This window comes from Ruegeria halocynthiae, assembly GCF_000743705.1.
GTDB lineage: Bacteria > Pseudomonadota > Alphaproteobacteria > Rhodobacterales > Rhodobacteraceae > Ruegeria > Ruegeria halocynthiae_B.
The window spans coordinates 88,272-111,111 of sequence record NZ_JQEZ01000006.1 but is presented as its reverse complement, the minus strand read 5'-3'; the positions used below and the strand labels follow the sequence as shown (position 1 = coordinate 111,111).

General features: G+C 60.0%; 27 protein-coding genes. 12 read left to right on the top strand and 15 right to left on the bottom strand.

Annotated elements, in window-relative coordinates; all coding sequences use genetic code 11:
* Position 1: 1 nt before the first annotated feature.
* From JT51_RS19085 to JT51_RS19070, 4 genes are read right to left on the bottom strand one after another with little or no spacing between them, the layout of a single operon-like run.
* Positions 2–607, bottom strand: coding sequence for a pyridoxamine 5'-phosphate oxidase family protein (locus JT51_RS19085; RefSeq protein WP_037316709.1), 606 nt, complete (start codon positions 605–607; stop codon positions 2–4).
* On the bottom strand, positions 594–1,334 hold the full coding sequence (locus JT51_RS19080) for a lysophospholipid acyltransferase family protein (protein WP_037316707.1): 741 nt from the start codon (positions 1,332–1,334) through the stop codon (positions 594–596). The genes JT51_RS19085 and JT51_RS19080 overlap by 14 nt, the downstream gene beginning before the upstream one ends.
* Complete coding sequence (locus tag JT51_RS19075; protein WP_037316705.1) at positions 1,334–2,233, bottom strand: cell division protein FtsX; 900 nt, start codon at positions 2,231–2,233, stop codon at positions 1,334–1,336. Before JT51_RS19075 ends, JT51_RS19080 begins: the two co-directional genes overlap by 1 nt.
* Positions 2,230–2,907, bottom strand: coding sequence for a cell division ATP-binding protein FtsE (locus tag JT51_RS19070; protein ID WP_037316703.1), 678 nt, complete (start codon positions 2,905–2,907; stop codon positions 2,230–2,232). The genes JT51_RS19075 and JT51_RS19070 overlap by 4 nt, the downstream gene beginning before the upstream one ends.
* A gap of 183 nt (positions 2,908–3,090) precedes the next feature.
* On the opposite strand from JT51_RS19070, the gene JT51_RS19065 reads away from it, so the two are divergent.
* Positions 3,091–3,858 (top strand): zinc-ribbon domain-containing protein, encoded by a 768-nt coding sequence (locus JT51_RS19065; RefSeq protein WP_037316701.1) that lies wholly within the window; start codon positions 3,091–3,093, stop codon positions 3,856–3,858.
* A 17-nt stretch (positions 3,859–3,875) separates the two neighbouring features.
* Here JT51_RS19065 and JT51_RS19060 read toward each other — a convergent pair whose 3' ends face one another.
* The 5 genes from JT51_RS19060 to argH all read right to left on the bottom strand — a co-directional run bounded on the left by JT51_RS19060 (position 3,876) and on the right by argH (position 9,595).
* On the bottom strand, positions 3,876–6,416 hold the full coding sequence (locus JT51_RS19060) for a TIGR02302 family protein (protein ID WP_235216210.1): 2,541 nt from the start codon (positions 6,414–6,416) through the stop codon (positions 3,876–3,878).
* Between the two features lie 36 nt (positions 6,417–6,452).
* Positions 6,453–7,718, bottom strand: a complete 1,266-nt coding sequence (gene lysA, locus JT51_RS19055; RefSeq protein ID WP_037316696.1) for a diaminopimelate decarboxylase — start codon at positions 7,716–7,718, stop codon at positions 6,453–6,455.
* A gap of 66 nt (positions 7,719–7,784) precedes the next feature.
* Positions 7,785–7,934, bottom strand: a complete 150-nt coding sequence (locus JT51_RS22115; RefSeq protein WP_200876123.1) for a hypothetical protein — start codon at positions 7,932–7,934, stop codon at positions 7,785–7,787.
* A gap of 90 nt (positions 7,935–8,024) precedes the next feature.
* Positions 8,025–8,207, bottom strand: coding sequence for a hypothetical protein (locus JT51_RS19050; RefSeq protein ID WP_051927654.1), 183 nt, complete (start codon positions 8,205–8,207; stop codon positions 8,025–8,027).
* A complete protein-coding gene (argH, locus tag JT51_RS19045; RefSeq protein WP_037316693.1) occupies positions 8,207–9,595 on the bottom strand; it encodes an argininosuccinate lyase in 1,389 nt (462 codons plus the stop codon). The genes JT51_RS19050 and argH overlap by 1 nt, the downstream gene beginning before the upstream one ends.
* A gap of 21 nt (positions 9,596–9,616) precedes the next feature.
* On the opposite strand from argH, the gene JT51_RS19040 reads away from it, so the two are divergent.
* Positions 9,617–10,183, top strand: a complete 567-nt coding sequence (locus JT51_RS19040; protein WP_037316690.1) for a TlpA disulfide reductase family protein — start codon at positions 9,617–9,619, stop codon at positions 10,181–10,183.
* Here the strand turns inward: JT51_RS19040 and JT51_RS19035 are convergent.
* Positions 10,180–10,512, bottom strand: a complete 333-nt coding sequence (locus JT51_RS19035; RefSeq protein ID WP_037316687.1) for a hypothetical protein — start codon at positions 10,510–10,512, stop codon at positions 10,180–10,182. The two genes, JT51_RS19040 and JT51_RS19035, sit on opposite strands and share 4 nt — an antisense overlap.
* Positions 10,513–10,634: 122 nt before the next feature.
* Here JT51_RS19035 and JT51_RS19030 point away from each other — a divergent pair, with 122 nt between their 5' ends.
* The 9 genes from JT51_RS19030 to JT51_RS18990 all read left to right on the top strand — a co-directional run bounded on the left by JT51_RS19030 (position 10,635) and on the right by JT51_RS18990 (position 17,974).
* A complete protein-coding gene (locus JT51_RS19030; RefSeq protein ID WP_037316684.1) occupies positions 10,635–10,964 on the top strand; it encodes a hypothetical protein in 330 nt (109 codons plus the stop codon).
* A 60-nt stretch (positions 10,965–11,024) separates the two neighbouring features.
* On the top strand, positions 11,025–11,411 hold the full coding sequence (locus JT51_RS19025; RefSeq protein WP_037316682.1) for a hypothetical protein: 387 nt from the start codon (positions 11,025–11,027) through the stop codon (positions 11,409–11,411).
* Positions 11,408–12,379 (top strand): sterol desaturase family protein, encoded by a 972-nt coding sequence (locus JT51_RS19020; protein ID WP_037316679.1) that lies wholly within the window; start codon positions 11,408–11,410, stop codon positions 12,377–12,379. Before JT51_RS19025 ends, JT51_RS19020 begins: the two co-directional genes overlap by 4 nt.
* A 92-nt stretch (positions 12,380–12,471) precedes the next feature.
* Positions 12,472–12,660, top strand: coding sequence for a hypothetical protein (locus JT51_RS19015; RefSeq protein ID WP_037316676.1), 189 nt, complete (start codon positions 12,472–12,474; stop codon positions 12,658–12,660).
* Positions 12,661–12,757: 97 nt separating this feature from the next.
* Positions 12,758–13,591, top strand: a complete 834-nt coding sequence (locus JT51_RS19010) for an EAL domain-containing protein (protein WP_037316673.1) — start codon at positions 12,758–12,760, stop codon at positions 13,589–13,591.
* 184 nt (positions 13,592–13,775) lie between these two features.
* On the top strand, positions 13,776–14,951 hold the full coding sequence (locus JT51_RS19005; protein ID WP_037316670.1) for an acetyl-CoA C-acetyltransferase: 1,176 nt from the start codon (positions 13,776–13,778) through the stop codon (positions 14,949–14,951).
* A gap of 186 nt (positions 14,952–15,137) precedes the next feature.
* Positions 15,138–15,860 carry an acetoacetyl-CoA reductase gene (gene phbB / locus JT51_RS19000; protein WP_037316667.1) on the top strand — a complete coding sequence of 241 codons (723 nt, stop codon included), beginning with the start codon at positions 15,138–15,140 and terminating at the stop codon, positions 15,858–15,860.
* 302 nt (positions 15,861–16,162) lie between these two features.
* Positions 16,163–17,107 carry a transcriptional regulator GcvA gene (locus JT51_RS18995; protein ID WP_037316664.1) on the top strand — a complete coding sequence of 315 codons (945 nt, stop codon included), beginning with the start codon at positions 16,163–16,165 and terminating at the stop codon, positions 17,105–17,107.
* On the top strand, positions 17,108–17,974 hold the full coding sequence (locus JT51_RS18990; protein ID WP_037316661.1) for a DMT family transporter: 867 nt from the start codon (positions 17,108–17,110) through the stop codon (positions 17,972–17,974). It begins immediately after the preceding gene.
* Here the strand turns inward: JT51_RS18990 and JT51_RS21605 are convergent.
* The 3 genes from JT51_RS21605 to JT51_RS18980 all read right to left on the bottom strand — a co-directional run bounded on the left by JT51_RS21605 (position 17,971) and on the right by JT51_RS18980 (position 19,242).
* The gene (locus JT51_RS21605) at positions 17,971–18,135 is read right to left on the bottom strand and encodes a YdcH family protein (protein WP_081894745.1); all 165 of its coding nucleotides are present in this window, start codon (positions 18,133–18,135) and stop codon (positions 17,971–17,973) included. The genes JT51_RS18990 and JT51_RS21605 overlap by 4 nt on opposite strands.
* A gap of 121 nt (positions 18,136–18,256) precedes the next feature.
* On the bottom strand, positions 18,257–19,030 hold the full coding sequence (locus tag JT51_RS18985; protein WP_037316658.1) for a tRNA1(Val) (adenine(37)-N6)-methyltransferase: 774 nt from the start codon (positions 19,028–19,030) through the stop codon (positions 18,257–18,259).
* Positions 19,027–19,242 (bottom strand): DUF2007 domain-containing protein, encoded by a 216-nt coding sequence (locus JT51_RS18980; RefSeq protein ID WP_037316655.1) that lies wholly within the window; start codon positions 19,240–19,242, stop codon positions 19,027–19,029. The genes JT51_RS18985 and JT51_RS18980 overlap by 4 nt, the downstream gene beginning before the upstream one ends.
* A gap of 56 nt (positions 19,243–19,298) precedes the next feature.
* On the opposite strand from JT51_RS18980, the gene JT51_RS18975 reads away from it, so the two are divergent.
* Positions 19,299–20,297, top strand: a complete 999-nt coding sequence (locus tag JT51_RS18975) for a polyprenyl synthetase family protein (protein WP_037316652.1) — start codon at positions 19,299–19,301, stop codon at positions 20,295–20,297.
* On the opposite strand, the gene JT51_RS18970 is transcribed toward JT51_RS18975, so the two are convergent.
* Together JT51_RS18970 and JT51_RS18965 are read right to left on the bottom strand one after the other, a co-directional pair.
* Positions 20,290–21,111 carry a 4-(cytidine 5'-diphospho)-2-C-methyl-D-erythritol kinase gene (locus JT51_RS18970; RefSeq protein ID WP_037316649.1) on the bottom strand — a complete coding sequence of 274 codons (822 nt, stop codon included), beginning with the start codon at positions 21,109–21,111 and terminating at the stop codon, positions 20,290–20,292. The two genes, JT51_RS18975 and JT51_RS18970, sit on opposite strands and share 8 nt — an antisense overlap.
* Positions 21,101–22,813: a tetratricopeptide repeat protein gene (locus tag JT51_RS18965; protein WP_037316646.1), complete on the bottom strand. Its 1,713-nt coding sequence runs from the start codon at positions 22,811–22,813 to the stop codon at positions 21,101–21,103. The genes JT51_RS18970 and JT51_RS18965 overlap by 11 nt, the downstream gene beginning before the upstream one ends.
* Between the last annotated feature and the right edge of the window lie 27 nt (positions 22,814–22,840).

Sequence of the window (22,840 nt, the reverse complement as noted above, 5' to 3'; positions counted from 1 at the left end):
CCTACCACATCGTTTTGGCGGCGCGTGCCCCCCATTCATTGTCATAGCGTGTGCCGCCTTCTTCGCCTTTGGTCATCTCGGACAGGATTTCACCGACAGAAGGCAAGTCTTTGGTTTCATCGCCACTGGTCCAAGTCCGGGCGCGCATCAGGGCGCGGGCGCATTGGGTGTATATTTCTGCGATCTCGATGACGATGACGGTGGCCGGGCGTTTCCCTTGCTTTTCGAACCGCGCGCGCAGCCCCTCATCCGCGGTCAACCGGGCGGATCCGTTCAGACGCACTACAGAGTTCGATCCAGGCACCAGAAATAACAAGGATACACGCGGATCGCGCACGATGTTGCGCAGGCTGTCCAGACGGTTGTTACCGCGCCAATCCGGCAGGGCCAGCGTATTGGGATCAAGCTCAAGCACAACAGGGCCGTCGTCGCCGCGCGGACTGCTGTCGACACCTTCGGGGCCGACAGTGCCAATAATGCACAGCCGCGATGTCATGATCCATTTGCGATAAAGCGGGGTTAGTCGATGTGCCACCTTGCACAGCGCGGGTGCGCCGGGGGTGCCGTAAAGCCCCTCAAGCGTGGCGATGTCGTCAATGTACTCCATGCGGATCAAACCCCACTTCTTTCATCAAGGCGTTGGACCGTGTTTCAATCACGTCTTCCAGCTGTCCAAGAAACGCCGCCCGTGCGACGCCCGGCTCGATCGGGTCAAGAAAATCAACAATCGCCAGGCCGGGTTTGCGCAGGACACCGGTGCGTGGCCAAAAGACGCCCGCATTGGTGGCCACCGGGACACAGGGAAAGCCAAGCCCCTCATACAAGACGGCGGTGCCGACCTTATAGGGCTTCTGCACCCCCGGCGCGACCCGCGTGCCCTGTGGGTAGATCACAAGCTGGCCGGGTTCCGTGAATTCCTTGGCGACATCCTTGACCATTTTGGCAACAGCTGCGCCCTTTTTGCCGCGATCCACCGGAATACACCCAAGCCTGCGGGCATAAAGACCGATGATCGGCGTCCACAGCAGTTCCCGCTTCATGATGAATTTGCCGTGCGGTATGGCGTTGAAAATGATGATGATGTCCAGAAAGGACTGATGTTTAGCGCCGATCACGACTTCTTCGACCGGGACGTTTCCGCGCACTTCGCAGCGGATGCCAACCATCCAGCGGGCCAGCCACATCGTCGTACGCGCATAGGTCTTGCAGGCCTGCAATGCACCGCGTTTGGTAAACAGAGCGTATGGGGCGAACACAATCCCCAGGATCAGCATCCACACATAAATCGTGATCATGAAGATCAGCGAACGAACCCATTGAAAGGCTGTTGCCATCACGAAAGCTCCTTCAGTTTACGGCTGGCGGCGGTCCAGGTGGCAAAAAAGGCCACCGCCGCGCCCAACACTGGGATCAGCACCGGCCAAAGCCAGCCCGCCCCCTGAAATCCAAGACCGGTCAGAAACCCGCCCTCATCTGTGGCTTCGGGCAGCAGCAGCACACCGAACATGCCAAGCAGCATCCCGACCATTGCGCCAAAGAATGCGCGGTAGGTAAAGCGGCGCACAAAGGCGCGGGCGATGAAGCTGTCGCGCGCGCCAACCAGTCGCAGAACCTCGATGATCTGGGCATTCGCCGCCAATGAGGCATTCGCCGCCAGCGTGATCATCGCCGCCGTCGCACCTCCGATCAGCAGGATCGACACCCAGCCCAGCCGTCGCAGGGACATCGCCGCATCCACCAACGGTTCGCGCCAGCGTGTGTGGTCGTCCAGCACCGCGCCCGGAACCTCGGCCCCCAATCGCAGGCGCAGACCAACCGCATCCAACCCCGGTTCGCCTTCGATGATTTCGATCAACTGCGGCACCGGCAGCGTGTCCAGCGGCACATCCGGCCCGAACCACGGGGACAGCAGCGCAGCTTGTTCCTCAGCCGTCAACGCCCGGGCCGAGGCAACGCCCGGGGTCTGCCCAAGAACTTCAAGCGCGGCCTGAGTTTGCGCAGCAAGCTGTTCTGCCGGGGCGTTGATGCGCAGGGTTGCGGCCCCGGCCAGCTCAGTCGCCCAGCGGTCGGCCAAACGGCCCGAGGCCAACGACAGAGCCATCGCAAACACGGCCAGAAATGCCATCGCGCCCGACACGAACAGGGTCAGATGCGCGGTATAACCTGTGGGCGGCACAACCCGGTCGGCGCGCTTGTCCTGCCGCAGCAGGCTTCGGATGTTTCCGTTGCTCATAGATCCGCCCCCGCCAGTTGAATCTGGCGCTGTGAAATACGCAGGACGCGGGCTTGGACCTGACTTTTGGCAGCGCGGATCAGGCTCAGATCATGGGTGGCAATCAGAACGGTCTTGCCCATCCGGTTCAGTTCGACCAGCAGGCGCAACAAGCGTTGTGACATGTCCCAATCCACGTTTCCCGTCGGTTCGTCAGCTAAAACCACGTCAGGTGACAGGATCACCGCCCGCGCCAGCGCCGCGCGCTGACGTTCGCCGCCGGACAATTCGGGCGGGTGCGAATCCAGACGTGCGCCCAGCCCGACCCAGTTCAACAATTCACTCAGGTCTTCACGCTGGGCAGGTTCGGCGCGGCCCGACACCATCAAGGGAAGTGCGACGTTTTCCGCCAAAGTCATATGGTCCAGAAACTGGCAATCCTGATGGACCACGCCGATCCGGCGGCGCAACAGGGCCATCTGATCCCGATCCAGACCGGCGATATCCTGTTCAAACGCGCTAAGCCGCCCCGATGTGGGCAAAAGCGCGCCGTAACACAGTTTCAACAGCGTTGTTTTTCCTGCGCCTGACGGGCCGGTCAAAAAGTGAAATGACCCCGGTTGCAGCTGAAGTGATACATTGCTCAGCAACTCACCACCGCCATAGGTGTAGCTGACATTTTCCAGCTCGATCACAAGGGCCCCCAATTTTTTCGCCGCTCTTCATGCCCGAGCGCGGTTGCGGTTTCAATGCCTGCACCGGGTCGAATTGGTGACACTTGAACCGTGATACCGAAAACACCCTTTGCTGTCAGGTCTTAACGGAATATCATCCCTGAAAAAACTATTATCAGGTCGGCACCCCGACCGGGAGGCAGCATGCGTCTTACTTGTCCGAATTGCAGTGCCCAATACGAGGTTCCCGACGAGGTCATCCCCGAGGATGGCCGCGATGTTCAATGCTCGAATTGTGAAAAAACCTGGTTTCAGGCCAAACATCCGGCAACGGCTGAGCCCGAACCCCAAAAGGCAGAGCCTGAACCCGAAATGGCAGAGCCTGAGCCCAATGCGGCGGAACCTGAGGCGCAGGCTGACCCTGAACCCACACCCGAACCAGAGGTTGATCCCGAACCCGAGGCCCCAGCCGAAAAACCGGCGACGGCAAAAAATGTCGATCCGGCCGTTGCCAGCATCCTGAAAGAAGAAGCCGCAAGAGAGGCCGATCTGCGGGCGCAGGAAGGCGAGAGCCTGGAAAGCCAGCCCGATCTGGCACTGGATGCCCCACCCGAACCTGACCCGGAAGAACAGGCCGCCAAAGAGCTGGTGGCCAGCGAGACGTCATCTGACGCAGGTCAAAAGGATGTGCTGCCCGATGTCGAGGCGATCAATTCCAGCCTGCTGAGCGACAGCGCATCCGATCAGGCTGAGGCGGCGGAACCGGCTGCTGTCAAGCCGCGCAGCGGGTTTCTGCGTGGCTTCGCCCTGATCGTCATCATCGGTATCATCCTGCTGCTGGTCTATAGCAACGCCCAGCAGATTAGCGATGCCGTGCCACAGGCAGACCCGATGCTTAACTCATATGTATCGCTTGTGGATCAGGCGCGTGTCTGGCTTGAGACACAGACTGGATCAGCAGCGCAGAACTGAGCCGCTGATTCTGACGCCTAGAACCTTTCAAGCAGACGTTTGAGGTATTCCAGTTCGATTTGGGGCCGGTCCGTCTCGCCGGTGCGGCGGCGGATTTCGTCCAGCAGTTCGCGGGCGCGGCGATAGACGTCTTCGCCTTGCAACAAACCTTCGTCGGTCGAGATTGACCCATTCGCGCCCGGGCTGCGGCCCAGCGGATCGCGGTTGTTGGCCTGCATATCGCCGTCCTGCGCGCCCTGACCCGGCTGGTTTTGCTGGTTCTCGGCCAATGCCTCGCCCAATGACCGCATCCCTTCGCGCAGGGCTTCCATCGCCTCGGACTGACGGTCGATGGCTTCGGCCAGATCGTCGCCGCGCAGCGCCTCTTCGGCGTCGTCCATCGCCTGGCCCGCACGGCCCAGCGCATCGCGCGCATCTTCGCCGCCAGGCGTTCCGGAACCGGGCAAGTTCTGCTGCTGGCGATTCAGCTCATCCCGCAGGGCCTGCTGACGATCTGCCAGTGATCCCTGACCTTGCTGACCTTCGCCCGCCTGGTCCGAGCCCTGACCCTGACCGCCTTGCCCTTCATGGCTTTGGCCACGGCCTTGACCGCCCGAGCGGCCTTCGTTGCCCTGACTTTCGCCAGCCTGCGCGCCGGGGTTGAATTGTTCCTGAAGGTCGCGGAACGCCTGATCGCTTAGCCCTTGTTGTTCGCGCAGGGTTTCTGCCAGACCTTCCATGGCCTGCTGACCCTCGGATTGCTGGCCCTGACCCTGGCCCTGGGTGACGCGCATGTTTTCCATCATCTGCTGGAACTCTTCCAGCGCCTGCTGCGCCTCGGCCATGCGGCCCTGTTCCATCAGCTCCTGAATGCGGTCCATCATCCGTTGCAGATCGTCCTGCGTCATCTGCAGGGTTTCGCCATTCTGACCTTGCTGAGGTTCACCATCGTTGTTTTCCTGCGCCAGCCGCTGAAGTTGGCGCATATAATCTTGCGTTGCATCGCGCAGCTCCTGCATCAACTCGGCGATCTCTTCGTCGGATGCGCCGTTCTGCATGGCTTCGGTCAAACGCTCCTGCGCGCGGCGCATACGTTCCAGCGCATCGGCCAGAGTGCCGTCCTCAATCAGCACAGCCAAATCCCAAAGCGCCTGGGCAATTTCTGCCTGTTGCTCCGGTTTCAGGCCGTATTCATTGAACGTCTCAAGCCGCCGCAGGGTGACGCGCAGGCGCAGATAGGCTGTGTCCGACCGGAAAAACCCCTCTGGCAAATGAGACACCGCCCGCAACAGCTGAGCCACACGCGGCGCGTTTTCCCGCGTCCACAGAAGGTCGCGGCGCTGTTCGATGACCGCCGCCGCCAGCGGATCAAAGAACCGCCGCGCGGGCAGTGCGGTTTGATAGGGTTCCGATTGGGTTTCCTGATCCGCCGCATCGCGGGCCATCAGAGTGATCCGGACCGGCAGATGCGCCCAGGGGTGCTGTGAAAAATCCTCAATCAGGTCTTCGGTGAAATCTGCGCGGTCGCCGGCGATGGGCATCGGCAGCTCAACCTCGATCACGTCGCGTGGTTCGGGCGAGGGTACCAAGCCATAGACGCGATCAACCGACGCCAGATCCAGTTCGATGATTGCCGAGCCAGAGACAACGCCATAATCGTCGCGGGCTGCAAAGGGCAGCTTCATCTGCCCGCCCGCTTCGGCCTCGGCCACGCCTACCGCGCTGATTTCGGGGGCGGTGTCGGCCGTTACATCCAGCGCCCAGTCACGCCCCAATGGGCCTTGAATCGACAGCTGCCCTGAACGCTCCGCGACAAATTCCTGTTCCGGATCGGTCGCATTTTCAGCGCCCAGAGGCGAGGCATTTTCCGTCAAGCTATGCGCGCCAACCTCACCGTAAAACCGCAGGGTGATACGGCTGCCTTGCGGGATCGACAGAGTCGGATCGGACTGATCCGCCAGATACAGTGTCGGCAGGCCAGTATAGCGGGGCGGTTCCACCCAGCCTTCCCAACTGGGCCCCTGCCCGGCCACAGCCGCGCCGGGTGCCATCTCGGCCACAGATCCGATGCGCCAGAACGATCCGAACAAAGCGGCTATTACCAACGCCAGCAACGCCGAATACCGCAGGGCATAGGGATCGCGATCCGCCAGCCGCAGGTCCGGTTTGACCGGCTCCGCCCGTGCAACGTTTTGCGTCATCCGGTCCTGATGTGCACGCCACAGCGCCACCGAATCCGCGTCCAGCGCGCCAATGGCCTGATCATCCATCAGGGCCTGAATCGGGCGCCCCGGCAGGGTCTCATCCAAACGCATCAGCGCCTGGGTTCGTGAAGGGAAATGGAATCGCCGCGCACCCATGATCAGCGTGACCAGCAAGCCGATCAATGCGACCGCACCAACGATCCAGACGATTTCGATCCTGACGTAATCCTGCAAGCCCAGCATCAATGCGGCCAGAATCGCCATGAAAACCGACAAAAAGGGCCAGAATGCGCGCAAAACCTGCTCGGCCAGCATCCCTGCGTGCGTCAGCCACAGGGACAGTTTTGGGATCGGCAGGGTTTGTCTTACGCTCAAGGCGGGCCTCCTGATCGGGCCCGCGCGGTTATCGCGTCACAGCCACCCGGGTATGGTATCGCGGTTTATGATTTCGTCAAAGCTTGGCCGTTCACGAATAACTGCAAATTGATCCCCATGCACCAACACCTCGGGGATCAGGGGGCGGGTATTGTATTCGCTGGCCATCACCGCGCCATAAGCACCTGCGCTGCGGAAAGCGACCAGATCACCCGGCGCAAGCGGTGGCATGTTACGCTGTTTGGCAAAGGTATCGCCGGATTCACACACCGGACCAACGATGTCATAGGGCTGCTGCTCGACCCCCGGCGCGGCTTCTTTCACCGCAACGATATCATGGTGCGCCTCGTACATGGCAGGGCGGATCAGATCGTTCATCGCCCCGTCCAGGATCAGGAAATCGCGGCCTTCGCCGGATTTCACATAGATCACCTTGCTGACCATCAGCCCCGCGTTTCCCGCGATCAGGCGGCCCGGCTCAATTTCGATCTCGCAGCCCAGATGTCCCAATGTTTTCTTGATCAACGCGCCGTATTCCACCGGCAGCGGCGGCGCATCATTGGCCCGCGTATATGGGATGCCCAAGCCCCCGCCCAGATCCAGACGGCGAATATCGTGCCCTTCGGCGCGCAGCTGCTCGGTCAGCTCGGCCACTTTGGTATAGGCCAGCTCGAACGGCTCCAACTCGGTCAGTTGTGAGCCGATGTGGACGTCGATGCCGATCACCTTCAGCCCCGGCAGGCTGGCGGCGTGGGCGTAAACCTCGGACACGCGGGCAATCGGGATGCCAAATTTGTTCTCGGACTTGCCGGTGGCGATCTTGGCATGGGTCTTGGCGTCCACGTCCGGGTTCACCCGCACGGTGATCGGCGCAATCACGCCCAGTTCCAGCGCAACAGCGTTGATCACTTCCATCTCAGGCTCGGATTCCACGTTGAACTGGCGGATGCCGCCGCTCAGCGCGGTGCGAATCTCATCCGCCGTTTTGCCAACGCCTGAAAACACGATCCGGTCGCCGGGCACGCCTGCCGCCTTGGCGCGCAGGTATTCACCGCCCGAGACCACATCCATCCCCGCACCCGCCTGCGCCAGCGTTTTCAGGATCGCCTGATTGCTGGCAGCCTTCATCGCATAGCAGACAAGGTGATCGGTGCCTTCCAACGCGTCGTCAAACAGCTTGAAATGCCGCAGCAGCGTGGCTGTGGAATAGACATAAAACGGGGTTCCGACCGCAGCTGCGATTTCGGAAATCGGGACATCCTCGGCGTAAAGCGCGCCGTCGCGGTACAGAAAGTGATCCATGACTGCGCGCTTAGACCAAAACCGCAGGGCGGATCAATGGATTCCGCACGGAACCACGGGGCCCCCTCACCTTTTGGTCGAAACGCCAACCCTGCCATAGCCCGAGATCGAAATCCCGGAACCGCCCGAAGCGGCGGCCGGTTCAGGGCGCGGTTTGTAAGACGGATCGCAGGCCGCAAGAACAGCGAGAGACAGGATCAGGCCAATGATTTTCATATTCGCGGTCTTTTACCAAAGGCTTCGGCACTGGGCCGATCATGCCGTTCACATAGGTGCGCTGCCGCGACAACGCAATCTCTGCCGGGTTCAAAGCCCCAGATAAACGCCCAGCCCGCCACGCTGCAGCCCTACGCCGCCGCCGACGTAGGTGCCACCGCTGCCAACGCCGACATTTGCGCTCATGGTGGGGTGAATGGGTTCACCGTCCGCGCCACACCCGGCCAGGGCCGCCCCGGCCGAGACCAAAAGGATCACACGTAGTATTCGCATCACACCAGCGCCTTCCATCGCTTGACCTGGGCACGGACCTGATCGGGGGCTGTGCCACCATAAGACTGGCGAGAGTGTACTGAATTATCGACGCCAAGAACAGAATAGACGTCATTTGCGATATCGGCGTGGACCGATTGCATTTCATCCAGGCTCAGGTCCGGCAGGTCGCAGCCCTTGCCCTCGGCCATGGCCACCAGCGATCCGGTGATGTGGTGCGCGTCGCGGAACGGCAGGCCCAGCACCCGCACCAGCCAGTCGGCCAGATCGGTCGCGGTCGAGAACCCCGATCCCGCAGCCGCCGCCAGACTTTCACGATTGGCGGTCATGTCCCCGACCATGCCTTCCATCGCTGCCAGCGCCAGCATCCAGCTGTCTGCGGCGTCAAAGACCTGTTCCTTGTCTTCCTGCATGTCCTTGGAATAGGTCAGCGGCAGGCCCTTCATCACCATCATCAGACCCGTATTCGCGCCGTAAATCCGGCCCACCTTGGCACGGATCAGTTCCGCCGCATCGGGGTTTTTCTTTTGCGGCATGATCGACGAGCCGGTCGAGAACCGGTCCGACAGCGCCACAAAACGAAACTGGGCCGACGACCAGATCACCAGTTCTTCGGCAAAACGCGACAGGTGCATGGCACTGATCGAGGCGGTGGACAGAAACTCGAGCGCAAAATCCCGGTCGCTGACTGCATCCAGCGAATTTGCGGCGGGGCGGTCAAAACCCAGGGCTTCGGCTGTCATGTGGCGGTCGATGGGAAAGGACGTCCCGGCCAATGCCGCGGCACCCAGCGGGGATTCGTTCATCCGGGCACGGGCATCGCGGACGCGGGACAGATCGCGGCCGAACATCTCGACATAGGCCAGCATGTGATGGCCCCAGGTGACCGGCTGCGCTGTTTGCATATGAGTGAAACCGGGCATGACCCAATCTGCCCCGGCCTCGGCCTGCGCCAAAAGCGCGCGGATCAGGGCCAGCAGGCCAGTCTCAGCCGCGTCCAGCTGATCACGGACCCACAATCTGAAATCGGTGGCGACCTGATCATTGCGCGAACGACCTGTGTGCAAACGGCCCGCAGGTTCGCCGATGATTTCTTTCAACCGGGCTTCGACATTCATGTGGATGTCTTCCAGCGCGGTGGAAAACTGGAATTCACCCCGCTCAATTTCTGACAAGACTGTGAGCAGCCCTTCCCGAATGGCCTGCGCATCATTATCAGTTATAACGCCTGTGGCAGCCAACATGGCGGCATGGGCGCGCGAGCCTGCGATGTCCTGGGCTGCCATCCGCTGATCGAACCCGATCGAGGCATTGATTGCCTCCATGATCGCGTCTGGACCGGCGGCAAAGCGGCCGCCCCACATCTGGTTCGAAGATTGATCGGTCATGTAAGAAAACCCGGAGTTGATATGCGCCTATTTCGTCTGATCCCCCTTTATATGGCCCTTGCGCTGGGTGCAAATGCGGCGTTGGCCGCAGATGCCGATACTTTGGCACCGCTGCGCGATGGCACACTGAAACGGCTGATCCTGCACAAAGAGCCGAAAGCCGCCAAAACAATCGAATTCCAGTTGGAAGATGACAGCGGCGTTGGCACGCTGGAAGATTATCGCGGCAAATACGTTCTGGTGAACTTCTGGGCCACCTGGTGTGCGCCCTGCCGCAAGGAAATGCCCCAGATCGCCGAGTTGCAGCAAGAATTTGGCGGCGACAAGTTTCAGGTCCTGACCCTGGCCACCGGGCGCAACACCCCCGCTGGGATCAAGAAGTTTTTCGAAGAAAACGGCATCGACAACCTGCCCCGCCATCAGGACCCCAGCTCGGCAGCGGCACGGGAATTCGGTGTGATCGCCCTGCCGATCACGGTTATCCTGGACCCTGAAGGTCAGGAAATTGCCCGTCTGATTGGCGACGCCGAATGGAATTCGGACAGCGCCAAGGCGATCATCTCAACGCTGGTGGGTGCTGAGAGCTAGTCCGGAACACCCAATACTTGGCGCAGCTTTGGCATCATGAGATCGACCAAAGCGGGCGCCATGTATTCAAAGCGATCAGGGATTCCAAGAACGACGGTCTTGGTGTTCCCCACAAGATGGCCGAATTGATCATTCAACCGCTTCTTTTGGCGCCGGTCCATCACGACTATTAAATCTGCCCATTCAACCTGTTCCGATGAGAGCATTTCATCAGCATCCCGGCTGAGTCCGGCAAAGTCCGTAATGAAACCGGGCCATTCGGCCACTATGTCGGCTGCAGTTGGACTGCGCATCCGGGCTTTTCCACAGACGAAAAGAACATTTTTCAAGAATAAGCCCCTCGTACAAATGCCGGTGATTTCAATCGATCCAAATACCGGCCTTCTCGTGCTATACTCGCCTCATCCTTAGCAAATAGCCCTCAACGGAGTTAACTTAAGAGGAGGCTACAATGAAACCAGTGGTTTTGCTGATCGGGAGACTGCCAAATGTAATCGGTGATGTGGCACGACAGTTGGATCACCTGCCGATCCAGTGGCTGGGCGCACATGACCCGGATGAGGTGCGGCGGCAACTGGACGATGAACCCAAAATCACCTGCGCCATCATGGGGGCAGGTCTGGACGACAAGATACGCGGCGAAATGGTCGGCATCATAGCCGCCCGCAGGCCCGATATCTGCATTCACCTCAAGGACCGGGCATCCGGCCCCGACGGGTTGGTGCCCTTTGTCAATCGGGTCGTCCAGCACGAGGTTCTGGACAGTCTGGAAACAGGCTGACGCCACGCCACCTTTGACAGCATCCTTGCCGCTTTGCACTCTGTCAGGCGGGAGGACGGAATGCCGCTTGAAATACTGCTGGTTCTGGTGGTCGGGGGCATCGTTGGGGTAACGGTGACGCTGCACCTGACGGGGCGGTCGCGCGTGCGCGAACTGACCCCCGATATCGCGCGGTCGGAATGGCTGCGCCATGCACCTGACGATGTGATCATCGACATCACCGTTGCGCATGACAGGCATTCGGCCCTGATCCGCACCAATTCCGGCAATGGCCTGCTGTGGTCCTTTGGGGCCGATACAGTGGCCCGGCACCTGCTGGATTTCGATTGGATGGAACATCCGCAGGGGTTTGAGGTGCAGTTCCATGACTTTGGCACACCCAAAGTGATCATCCGCCTTGATGAATTCGAGCGCCGTCACTGGCGACACCTGATGGAGCCCGCATGACCGATCACGTGACATTTCCGGACGCCGTGCAATGGGCCGTTCCCTTCTTCATCGCCGCCATTCTGGCCGAGTTTCTGTGGATCGCCCTCAGGGGTCGCGGCGGGCGGTATGAAACGCGCGATGCCGTGACCTCGTTGGTTATGGGGGCGGGAAACATCGCCTCGGGGTTTGCGCTGGGGTTTATTGCCTACGCGTTTTTCATGTGGCTATGGCAGATCACACCGTTGAATCTGGGCACCTCGATCCCGGTGATCATCCTGTGTTTTGTGGTGGATGACCTGCGCTATTACTGGGTGCATCGGTTCGGGCACCGCATTCGCTGGGTCTGGGCCAGCCATGTGAATCACCACAGCTCGCAACATTACAACCTGACCACGGCGCTGCGGCAGACCTGGACCTATACGTTCACTTTCATGATGGTGGTGCGCGCGCCGCTGATCCTGCTGGGGTTCCATCCGGCGATGGTGCTGTTTGTGGGTGGTCTGAACCTGATCTACCAATTCTGGATTCACACCGAGGCGATCGGCAAAATGCCCCGCTGGTTCGAGGCGGTAATGAACACGCCCAGCCACCACCGCGCCCATCACGGTCGCAACGCGCGTTATCTGGATTGCAACTATGCCGGGGTCTTCATCATCTGGGACAAGTTGTTCGGAACCTTTGTGCCCGAACAGGAGGACGACCGCGTTGATTACGGGCTGGTGCACAACATCGGCACCTTCAACCCGCTGCGCGTGGCCTTTCACGAATGGGTCGGCATCTGGCGCGACGCAACCCAGCCCGGCCTGACCCTGCGCCAGCGGCTGGCCTATTGCTTTGCCCCGCCAGGGTACAGCCACGATGGCAGCCGGGACAACTCTGAACAGATCAAGGCGCGGCATCTGGCGCGGCACCCCGAAGATCGCGGAACGCCCGGATTCGAACAATTCGAGGCAGAAACGCCTAACTCACAGGCAAAACAGGCTTAATTTCGCCGACGCGTCGGGCCCCTTCCTTGAAAACCGGCTTTCGCATTCCATATTCAGCAGATGTGAAATGTAATGAGTAGCCGGAGACCGACATGACCCGTTTGACATCCTATTCCACCGCACTTGGATTGGCGGGTCTGGTTTTGGCGATGCTGACCGCATTGGGCGGCGGCGGCGCTGCAATTATCGCGCTTGGGTTCGCGATGATGGCCATGGGTTTCATGGGTGCCGTGATCGGCGCAGCAGCAGCCTTGGGTCGGGCGTGGGAAACCGCGCGCTAAGCCACGGCCAAAGATTTTCGATCCCCTTAACCGCAGATTCATAAGTTTGCCCTGAAATCGGACCCTGACCGGCGACGTATAGGGAAATGGCAAAGTCATGCGGGACAGGAAACTGGCAGATGTGCCAAAGGATGCGGAAAACCCGTTGAACGCGGCCGTTGCATCCCGCGATACCTCCACGGTTCAAATGGCGACCGAGGCGGTGAAACACAAACAATGCAAGCTGGCCTTTCAACCCGTCATGCAGGCCCATGCACCACATGGCGTGGCCTTTTACGAAGGGTTCATCCGGGTGCTGGATGAAACCGGGCGGGTCATCCCCGCGCGTGAATTCATGCCACAGTTGGAAAATACGCCGATTGGCCGGGAACTGGATTGTGTCGCCCTGGAAATGGGGCTGCGGACGCTGGCCCGAAATCCCGAAATCCGCCTGTCCATCAACATGTCCGCCCGCTCGATCGGATACGCCCGCTGGACCCGTGTGCTTGAGAGGTTTTTGAAGAAAGACACCAATCTGGGCGAGCGGTTGATTCTGGAAATCTCGGAAAGCTCGGCCATGACCCTACCCGATCTGGTGATTGATTTCATGGATCGGCTGCAACCACGCGGCATAGCCTTTGCGCTGGACGATTTCGGTGCCAGTAATTTCAGTTTCCGCCACTTTCGCGAGTTTCTGTTCGACGCCGCCAAAATTGATGGTCAGTTCATTCGCGGCGTCAGCGAAAACCCCGACAATCAGGCATTGGTCCGTGCGCTGATCGCAGTTGCGCGTGAATTCGAAATTCTGGTGACGGCCGAATCGGTCGAAACCCGGCAGGACGCTGAATTCCTTGCGGCCAGCGGCGTGGACTGTCTGCAGGGTTATTTGTTCGGCGCGCCAACTGTCTCGGCCCCGTGGAAAGCCGAAAAACCCCGACAAACAGGAAGCTAGGGCGCGAAACGCTGCCCCGAATCCGGCCTGAGACAAGCTGACCGTTGCTGCAAATGCAGCATTGCGCTATTCCATGAGCAGTTGGAGCGGGGGATCATGAGGCGCTCTTGTTCACAGAGGCTATGCCTCTGCGGCCTGCGCCATCACGGTTCCCACAGGACCTTGACGGTAAAGGATTGTCTAAATGACCAACGTAGTAATCGCATCCGCAGCACGGACAGGCGTCGGCAGCTTTGGCGGCTCGTTCGCAAACACCCCTGCGCATGATCTAGGCACAGCTGTGCTCGAAGCAGTTGTGGAACGCGCCGGGATCGAAAAGGGCGAGGTGAGCGAGACCATCCTAGGTCAGGTTCTGACCGCAGCTCAGGGCCAGAACCCGGCCCGTCAGGCGCATATCAACGCCGGTCTGCCGCAGGAAAGCGCGGCTTGGGGCATCAACCAGGTGTGCGGCTCGGGCCTGCGCGCCGTTGCGTTGGGTGCACAACACATCCAACTGGGTGACGCCGATATCGTCGCCGCCGGTGGCCAGGAAAACATGACCCTTTCGCCCCATGCCGCCGCGCTGCGCGCCGGTCAGAAAATGGGCGACATGAAATATATCGACACCATGATCCGCGACGGCCTGTGGGATGCTTTCAACGGCTATCACATGGGTCAGACCGCCGAGAATGTCGCCGAAAAATGGCAGATCAGCCGCGACATGCAGGACGAGTTTGCCGTCGCCAGCCAAAACAAGGCCGAAGCCGCGCAAAAAGCCGGCAAATTCGCGGATGAGATCACGCCCTTCATCATCAAGACCCGCAAGGGTGAGACGGTGATGGACGCCGACGAATACATCCGCCATGGCGCGACCATGGATGCCATGGCCAAGCTGCGCCCTGCCTTTGCCAAGGATGGCTCGGTCACGGCTGCCAATGCGTCTGGTCTGAATGACGGTGCCGCGGCCACCCTGTTGATGTCGGCCGAAAACGCTGAAAAACGCGGCATCGAGCCGCTGGCCCGCATCGCATCTTATGCGACAGCCGGTCTGGACCCGTCGATCATGGGCGTCGGCCCGATCTATGCCTCGCGCAAGGCGCTGGAAAAAGCGGGCTGGTCGGTTGACGATCTGGATCTGATTGAGGCCAACGAAGCCTTTGCCGCCCAAGCCTGCGCTGTGAACAAGGACATGGGTTGGGATCCGTCGATCGTAAACGTCAACGGCGGCGCAATTGCCATCGGCCACCCGATCGGCGCATCCGGTTGCCGCGTTCTGAACACGCTGCTGTTCGAAATGAAACGCCGCGATGCGAAAAAGGGTCTGGCGACCCTGTGCATCGGTGGCGGCATGGGCGTCGCCCTGTGTGTGGAGCGCGACTAAGTGCTTTGACAATTAAATGAAAAAGGGCGCCCACGAGGCGCCCTTTTTTGTTACTATCGGGTCTTATCCCATAGCTGCGACAATATCGCCGAGCAGAAAGACAAAACGAACACGAAACGATATTGCGCACAAATCTCTCTCAGAGTAACAGAATTACCAAGGCGACTAAATTTGGAGGATTCTTAAATGGCACGTACAGCACTCGTCACCGGCGGCTCTCGCGGCATCGGCGCAGCAATTTCCAAGGCGCTAAAGGCCGAGGGTTACAATGTTGCGGCCACCTACGCAGGCAATGATGAAGCCGCCGCAAAGTTTACCGAAGAAACCGGCATCGCCACGTACAAGTGGAACGTCGCTGATTATGAGGAATCCAAAGCAGGTATCGCAAAAGTCGAGGCCGAGGTCGGCGCCATAGACATCGTGGTCGCCAATGCGGGCATTACCCGTGATGCACCATTCCACAAGATGACCCCGGAACAGTGGCATCAGGTGATCGACACCAACCTGACCGGAGTGTTCAACACCGTTCACCCCGTCTGGTCGGGTATGCGCGAACGCAAGTTTGGCCGCGTGATCGTCATCAGCTCGATCAATGGTCAGAAGGGTCAGTTCGCGCAGGTGAACTATGCTGCGACCAAAGCGGGCGATCTGGGCATCGTCAAATCGCTGGCGCAAGAGGGCGCGCGGGCGGGCATCACCGCCAATGCAATCTGTCCCGGCTATATCGCAACCGAAATGGTCATGGCGGTTCCGGAAAAAGTGCGCGATTCGATTATCAGCCAGATTCCGACGGGTCGTTTGGGTGAGCCCGAGGAAATCGCGCGCTGCGTGGCCTTTCTGGCGTCCGACGATTCGCAATTCATCAATGGTTCGACAATTTCGGCCAACGGTGCGCAGTTCTTCGTCTGATACGACTGCAGAACAGAACAACGGGCCGGTCCTTTTGGACCGGCCCTTCTTATATCCCGTAAGAACGCGCGCGCTGCGCTCAGCGGGAACCGAATAACCAGTTCAGGGCCTGTTTGACTAGCTTGCCACGCTCTGCATGGGCCCGCTGAAAGGCGCGAGCGGTCGCGGGATTGGTCGTCATCTCGATCATTTCAGCCATCCTTTCAGTTCAAATTTGTTTGACTTGATCTGAATATACGCCCTAATTTCAAATCAACAAACGAGCTTTCTACGAACGTCAGTTAAGAATTTCTTGAGTATAGATGAGCGACAACCTTCCCCCTTTGACCGCCCTACGGGCTTTCGACGCCGCCGCGCGCCATATGTCCTTTGCCAAAGCAGCCGCCGAGCTTCACGTCACCCCGGCAGCGCTGTCCTTTCAGATCAAATCGCTGGAGAAGCATCTGGGCCTCCCCTTGTTCCGACGCCTAAACCGCGCTGTGGAATTGACAGAAGCAGGGCGCACGCTGGCCCCCAGCACGGCAGATGGCTTTGCCGCTCTCCAAGCTGCCTGGCAAGCGACCCGGCGTTTGCAGGACGAAACCAGCCTGACCGTTACGGCAGGCCCTGCACTTACTGCAAAATGGCTGGCCCCGAGACTTTATAATTTCGCCACAGCTCACCCCGAGATCAATCTACGCATATCGACCTCGCTCCAAATGGTGGACTTGCAGCGCGATGACATCGATGTCGCCATCCGTTTCGGTTATGGGAACTATGACAATCTTTATGCCGTACATGCGCGCAAAGAGTGGTTGACCCCTGCTATGTCCCCCGCCCTTGCAGAACGGTTTCCAACCCCTGAAAGCCTTGTCGGTGCCCCCCTTGTTATCAACGATTATGACAGCTTTCTTACGCCTCCCTGCGATTGGCCAGCGTGGTTTCGCGCAATTGGAATCAACGCGTTTGAGCCACATGGTATGCGGTTTTCGAACGTTGAACACTCCATCGACGCAGCCTGTGCAGGTGTAGGCGTGTTGCTGGGGCGCAGGCCGTTACTTATTAAAGATGTTCTTGAAGGACGCTTAGTAACGCCTTTCAAGATTGCGATTGAGACTGAAGCCCGGTTTTCATTTCTTTGCCTTCCGGGTGCAGAGAAGCGGCCACAGGTCGCAGCGTTTCGGGATTGGTATCTGGCAGAAATCGAAAAAACCGCAAATATCTGGGGGGAGATGGAAATCATCCCCGTCGAGAAGGTCGCCCGCTGAATGACCAAAGCCCGCGCAACCGCCATCGGGTTCATCGCCGTCCTGCTGTGGTCCTTGCTGGCCCTGTTCACAGTGGGGTCGACCCCAACACCCCCGCTGCTGCTGAACGCCATCTGCTTTTCAATCGGGGGCGTGCTGGGCCTGATCTGGACAGGGGTCAGCGGCGGGCTGCGGCACCTGCGCGCGGTACCCTGGACCACCTATGCGTTCGGCACCGTTGGGCTGTTTGGCTATCACGCGCTGTATTTCTCGGCCCTGCGCATGGCCCCGGCGGCCGAGGCCGGTTTGATCGCCTATCTGTGGCCGCTGCTGATCGTGCTGTTTTCCGGGCTGCTGCCGGGTGAACACCTGCGCGCGGGGCATCTGATTGGCGCGTGCCTTGGCTTTGCCGGGGCCGCCGTGATCATCGCCGGGGGTGGCAGTGCCGGGTTTCAGGCCAATCACCTGCCGGGCTATGGTTTGGCGCTGCTGTGTGCGCTGACATGGTCGGGCTATTCGGTTTTATCACGCCGGTTAGGGGATACGCCAACCAGTTCGGTCGCTGTATTCTGTATCGCCACGGCCATCGCATCTGTTGCCCTGCATCTGGCCATCGAAGACACCGTCTGGCCCAACAGCGCCTTTGGCTGGGCATCGGTCGCCGCATTGGGGCTGGGGCCGGTGGGACTGGCGTTTTATGTCTGGGATATCGGGGTCAAGCAGGGCGACATTCAGATATTAGGTACGGCGTCCTATGCGGCGCCTCTGTTGTCTACGCTTGTTTTGGTGTTGGCCGGGATCGCCGCCCCGTCTTGGGGTCTGGCGATCACGGCCGTTTTAGTCACCGGCGGCGCGGTCATTGCCGCGCGAGCCAGCATGAAACGTTAACTGGATAAGCGCTCGATCTCTTCCTTCAGCCTAAGTTTCTGCTTTTTGAGTTGAGCAATATGGAGATCGTCTATGCCAGGTGCGCGTTGGGCTTGCTCTACTTCGAGACCGAGATTTTCATGCTTTTTCTTCAGTTCCGTCAGATGTGCGCTCACGCTCATGGCGATACTCCTTCTTTGGTGTCTGAGTTTTACCTAAGAAGTTGACCACATCGTTTCCAGCCTGTCACGCCGCAGACGCACAGAATCTGTAACAAATCCGACAAATTCGGCTGGTTAATGCCTATTGGTCGAATGCATCACAAATCGCGGCCCCGTCGCGCAGCACCCCAGACAGTTGGGTCGTATAGCTGTCGCCGTCTTTTTCGTGGCGGTCCCCGGCATGCATAATCAGCGGCGCGTGCAGCTGAAACCCCGCGCGACCGTCCTTTCTGGCGCGCAGAATCACCAGCTCGGCCTTGCGGCCAACCCGTGGGGACAGGGGCAGAACCTCGACCGATCCCACCCGCCCTGCGCAGGCTGACAGCATGTCAGGCAGACGGTCGGCTTTCTGGATCATATGCAGATATCCGCGCGGCGCGAGACGTTTCGCCGCAGTATCGAACCAGCGATCCAGGGGCGTGTCTTCGCCCTGGGCCAGGCGGCGCCCATGGTCCGTGGCGGGGCTGTGGGCGCCTGCGCGATAATAGGGCGGATTGGCGATTACGTGGTCGAACTGACGCTGTTTCAGCTGGGCCGGCAGGGCGCTGAGGTCGGCCTCGACCACCTCCAGCGGCGCGGCGTTCTCAGCGGCGTTTCGACGCGCCAGATCGGCATAAGCGGCCTGCACCTCGACCCCGACGGCCTGCGTACCGGGCACGCGCGCCTGCAAACACAGGATTGCCGCCCCGGCACCGCACCCAAGTTCCAGCACGGTATGACCCGTTGCCGCCGGGACCGCAGCCGCCAACAACACCGGATCGACCCCTGCCCTATACCCCGCGCGGGGTTGCCACAGGCGTACACGCCCGCCCAGAAAATCGTTGCGGGTCAGATCGCTATCACCAAACTGAGTCATCGACCCAGCGGAATCTCATTATCGCGCATCACCCGTTCCGCCCGGGTCAGGTCATCGGCGCGCACCATCAGGCGGCGGGGGAAAATTCCGATGCCGCCTTCGAGGATGCTCATATTTACGTCCATCTGAAAGCAGTCTATATCCTCGCCTTCAAGAAGGGCGGATGCAAAGGCCAGGATTGTCGGATCGGTGCTGCGCAATAGTTCTTTCATGGGGATGGATGTAAGGGCAAGGCGAGGCGGAAGTCGAGCGTTGTATCAGGAGAGTGATGAATATCGGCACGATCTCAAAACCGCATGAACGGCTGGCAGAAATTCTGACCGGTGAAATGGACGCGGTGAATACGCTGATCCGCACGCGTATGGCGTCCGAGCACGCACCGCGTATCCCCGAGGTCACGGCGCATCTGGTCGAGGCGGGCGGCAAGCGCCTGCGCCCGATGCTGACGCTGGCGGCGGCGCGGCTGTTTGGCTATGCGGGTGACCACCATGTGCGGCTGGCCGCAACGGTTGAGTTCATCCATACCGCGACCCTGTTGCATGACGATGTCGTGGATGAAAGCGCCCAACGGCGCGGGCGGCCCACGGCAAATTTGCTGTGGGACAACAAATCCAGCGTTCTGGTGGGGGATTACCTGTTTTCCCGCAGTTTCCAGCTGATGGTTGAAACCGGGTCGCTGCGCGTTCTGGACATTCTGGCCAATGCCTCGGCCACCATCGCCGAGGGTGAGGTGCTGCAAATGACAGCCGCCACCGATCTGGGCACGGATGAGTCGATTTATCTGCAGGTCGTGCGCGGCAAGACTGCCGCGCTGTTTTCCGCCGCGACCGAGGTCGGCGGCGTGATCGCTGGTGCGCCCGAGGATCAGGTCAAAGCCCTGTTTGATTATGGCGACGCCCTGGGCATCGCGTTCCAGATCGCCGATGATCTGCTGGATTATCAGGGTGACAGCAAGGCGACCGGCAAGAATGTCGGGGACGATTTCCGCGAACGCAAGCTGACCCTGCCGGTGATCAAAGCGGTCGCACAGGCCACCGCCGAAGAACATGCATTCTGGGAGCGCACAATTGGCCGAGGCCGTCAGGAAGACGGCGATCTGGACCACGCGCTGAGCCTGATGGCGAAATACGGCACGCTAGACGCCACACGGTCAGACGCATTCGACTGGGCCGCCAAGGCGAAGTCTTCATTGGATGTGCTGCCCGATCACGAGATTCGCACTTTGCTGCGTGATCTGGCGGATTACGTGGTCTCGCGCCTTAATTGAGCTGCGTCGCGCAGCACCACCATTCGGGGTGCGCCGCGCCGATCTCATAGGCCGCAAAATGCGCGGCCTTCATCGTTGGATAAAGCGCAAAACAGGTTGAGCCTGAGCCGGACATACGGGCCAGCAGAACCTCTTTTGTGCTGAACAGATTGCTTAGAACACGGGCCACATCCGGCGCCAGACTTGTGGTGGGCGGTTCAAGGTCATTGCGTTGATCCTGTAGCCATGCAGCACAGGCTTCGGGTGCCTCAAAGGCCGGGATGTCGTCTGGCATGGGCGGGTTGTCACGGCTTTCCAGCGCCGAAAACACCGATCCTGTGGGAACCGCGACACCGGGATTGACCAGCAAAGCGGGCAGCTGTGGCAAGGGCGTTGGGTCCAGCCGTTCACCAATCCCACGCATCCGGGTGGCGCTGGCGGCCATGCAAACCGGCACATCCGCACCCAGCGACAACGCCATGCCCTGCGAAACGCCTGATCCCTGATTCGCGCTCATCCGCAAGGTCGCAGCCGCATCCGACGAGCCGCCACCAATGCCGCCACCATGCGGCAGCACTTTGTTCAGATCTATATGCCCGGTCCATCCGGCGGCTTCGGCCGCTTTCCAGACCAGATTGCGGTTGTCCGTTGGCACGCCTGCCGCGTGCTCTCCGGTGACCGAGATCGACAATTCGGGGCCCGGCATAAACTGCAAACCGTCGCCGACATCTGCAAATACCACCAGCGAATCCAGCAGATGGTAACCATCCGCCCGTTGGCCGGTCACATGCAGGGTCAGATTGATTTTGGCGGGCGCGAAGGCCTCAACCTTCATTGGCAACCTTCAAGGGATCGGCGCCTTCTTCGGCCAGAACCGCATCCAGACCAATTTCGATCTTGCGGCGGATGCGTTCAGGGTCGGCCTCTCCATCGGTGTCTTCAAGGTCGATAAACGACAGGGCGCGTTTCCACTGGAATTCAGCCTCACGCGCGCGACCTACGGCCCAGTAAACGTCGCCAAGGTGATCGTTCACCACCGGATCGACGGGCATCAGTTCGACCGCGCGCTCCATATGTTCGACCGCTTCATCATAGCGGCCCAAACGGAAGAGCACCCACCCCAGACTGTCGACAATAAAGCCGCTGTCCGGGCGCGCCGCGACGGCGCGTTCAATCATGTTCAGCGCTTCATCCAGCTTTTCTTGCCGTTCGACCAGAGAATAGCCAAGATAGTTCAACACCTGCGGTTGGTCCGGGTTCAGTTCCAGCGCGCGGCGAAAATCGACCTCGGCTTGATCCCAGTTCTTCAGGCGCTCGTGTGAGATGCCGCGCGCGTAGTGCAGGAACCAATTCCCGCCCACCCCGTCCTCGGTCAGCTTGATTGCGGTGTCGTAGGTTGCCACAGCCGCCACATAGTCTTCCTGCCGCCTTTGCAGATCGGCCAGAGCGACGTGTACACTGGGCAGGTTCGGGCGCTGCGCAGCCAGATTTTGCAGCACTTCGGCAGCGGCCTCGGTTTTTCCCGACCGGCCAAGAACCTCGGCGCGTCCCAGTTCGGCCGCGTGATAATCCATGCTGTCAGCCGGAACCATGCGGTAAGCGTCGACGGCCAGATCATATTGCTCCATCGCGTCCAGCAACTCGGCGCTCAGCAGAATTGCATCGACATGGTCCGGGCGTAGAAAGGCGGCAATCCGGGTATAAAGCAGAACATAGTTCTGGGCGGCTTCAGCGCTGAGCGCCGCACCAACCGAAAAGAACACCTCGGCCACCCCATCCTGCGCCGAGCGGACATGGGTAAAGGGCAGGACTTCGCCTGCGTTCAGGCGGGTCACATAGTTTTCGATAGAGGGATCGCTGCCAACGGCAAAGACCTTGTCCAGAAACTGCAGTGCATCCCGATTGCGATCCAGTTGCGACAGAACTTCGGCCCTGGCCAGCGCCGCACGGCGCGAGAACCGGGCGACAAGGTTGTCATTGGCCGAGAAAATCTCCTCGGCGCCTTCGAAATCCCCCACAGACGCCAGAGCCAGCGCCTTGTGATACAGCGCAAATTCACGCAAACCTTCCTGCGTTGCGACGTCGTCGAATTTCTCCATCGCGCGGGTCATCTCACCCTGCCCGATATGCGCCCAGCCCAGCATCAGCCCATCGACCAGCGGCCCCACGCCCTGTGTTTCGGGATCACGGGCCAGCAATTCGTCCAGTTTTCCGTCGGCAACCAGATTGACCGCGATAACCATCTTGGACGCCTGGCTTGGCAGTTCGAGGTCTTCGATCATCTGCGCAACAGTTAGCGCACGCCGCACTTCACCCAGCGACAGCCGGGCAACGACAACGCTTTCCAGCAGCTTGGCATTTTCGGGATCAGCGCGCAGCGCCTGCGCATAGTAGCTTTCGGCAGCTGTGTAATCGTTCTGGAAGACCGCCTGGCGCCCGGCCAGATAAGCTCCGGAACCGGAATCCGACAAAACCGGAAGCGCGAATGACGAGGTGAAAAGCGCGGCCAGCGCTGCGCGACGAACGAGGGAAACCACTAAATTTATGCCTTGCTATTGTAGACT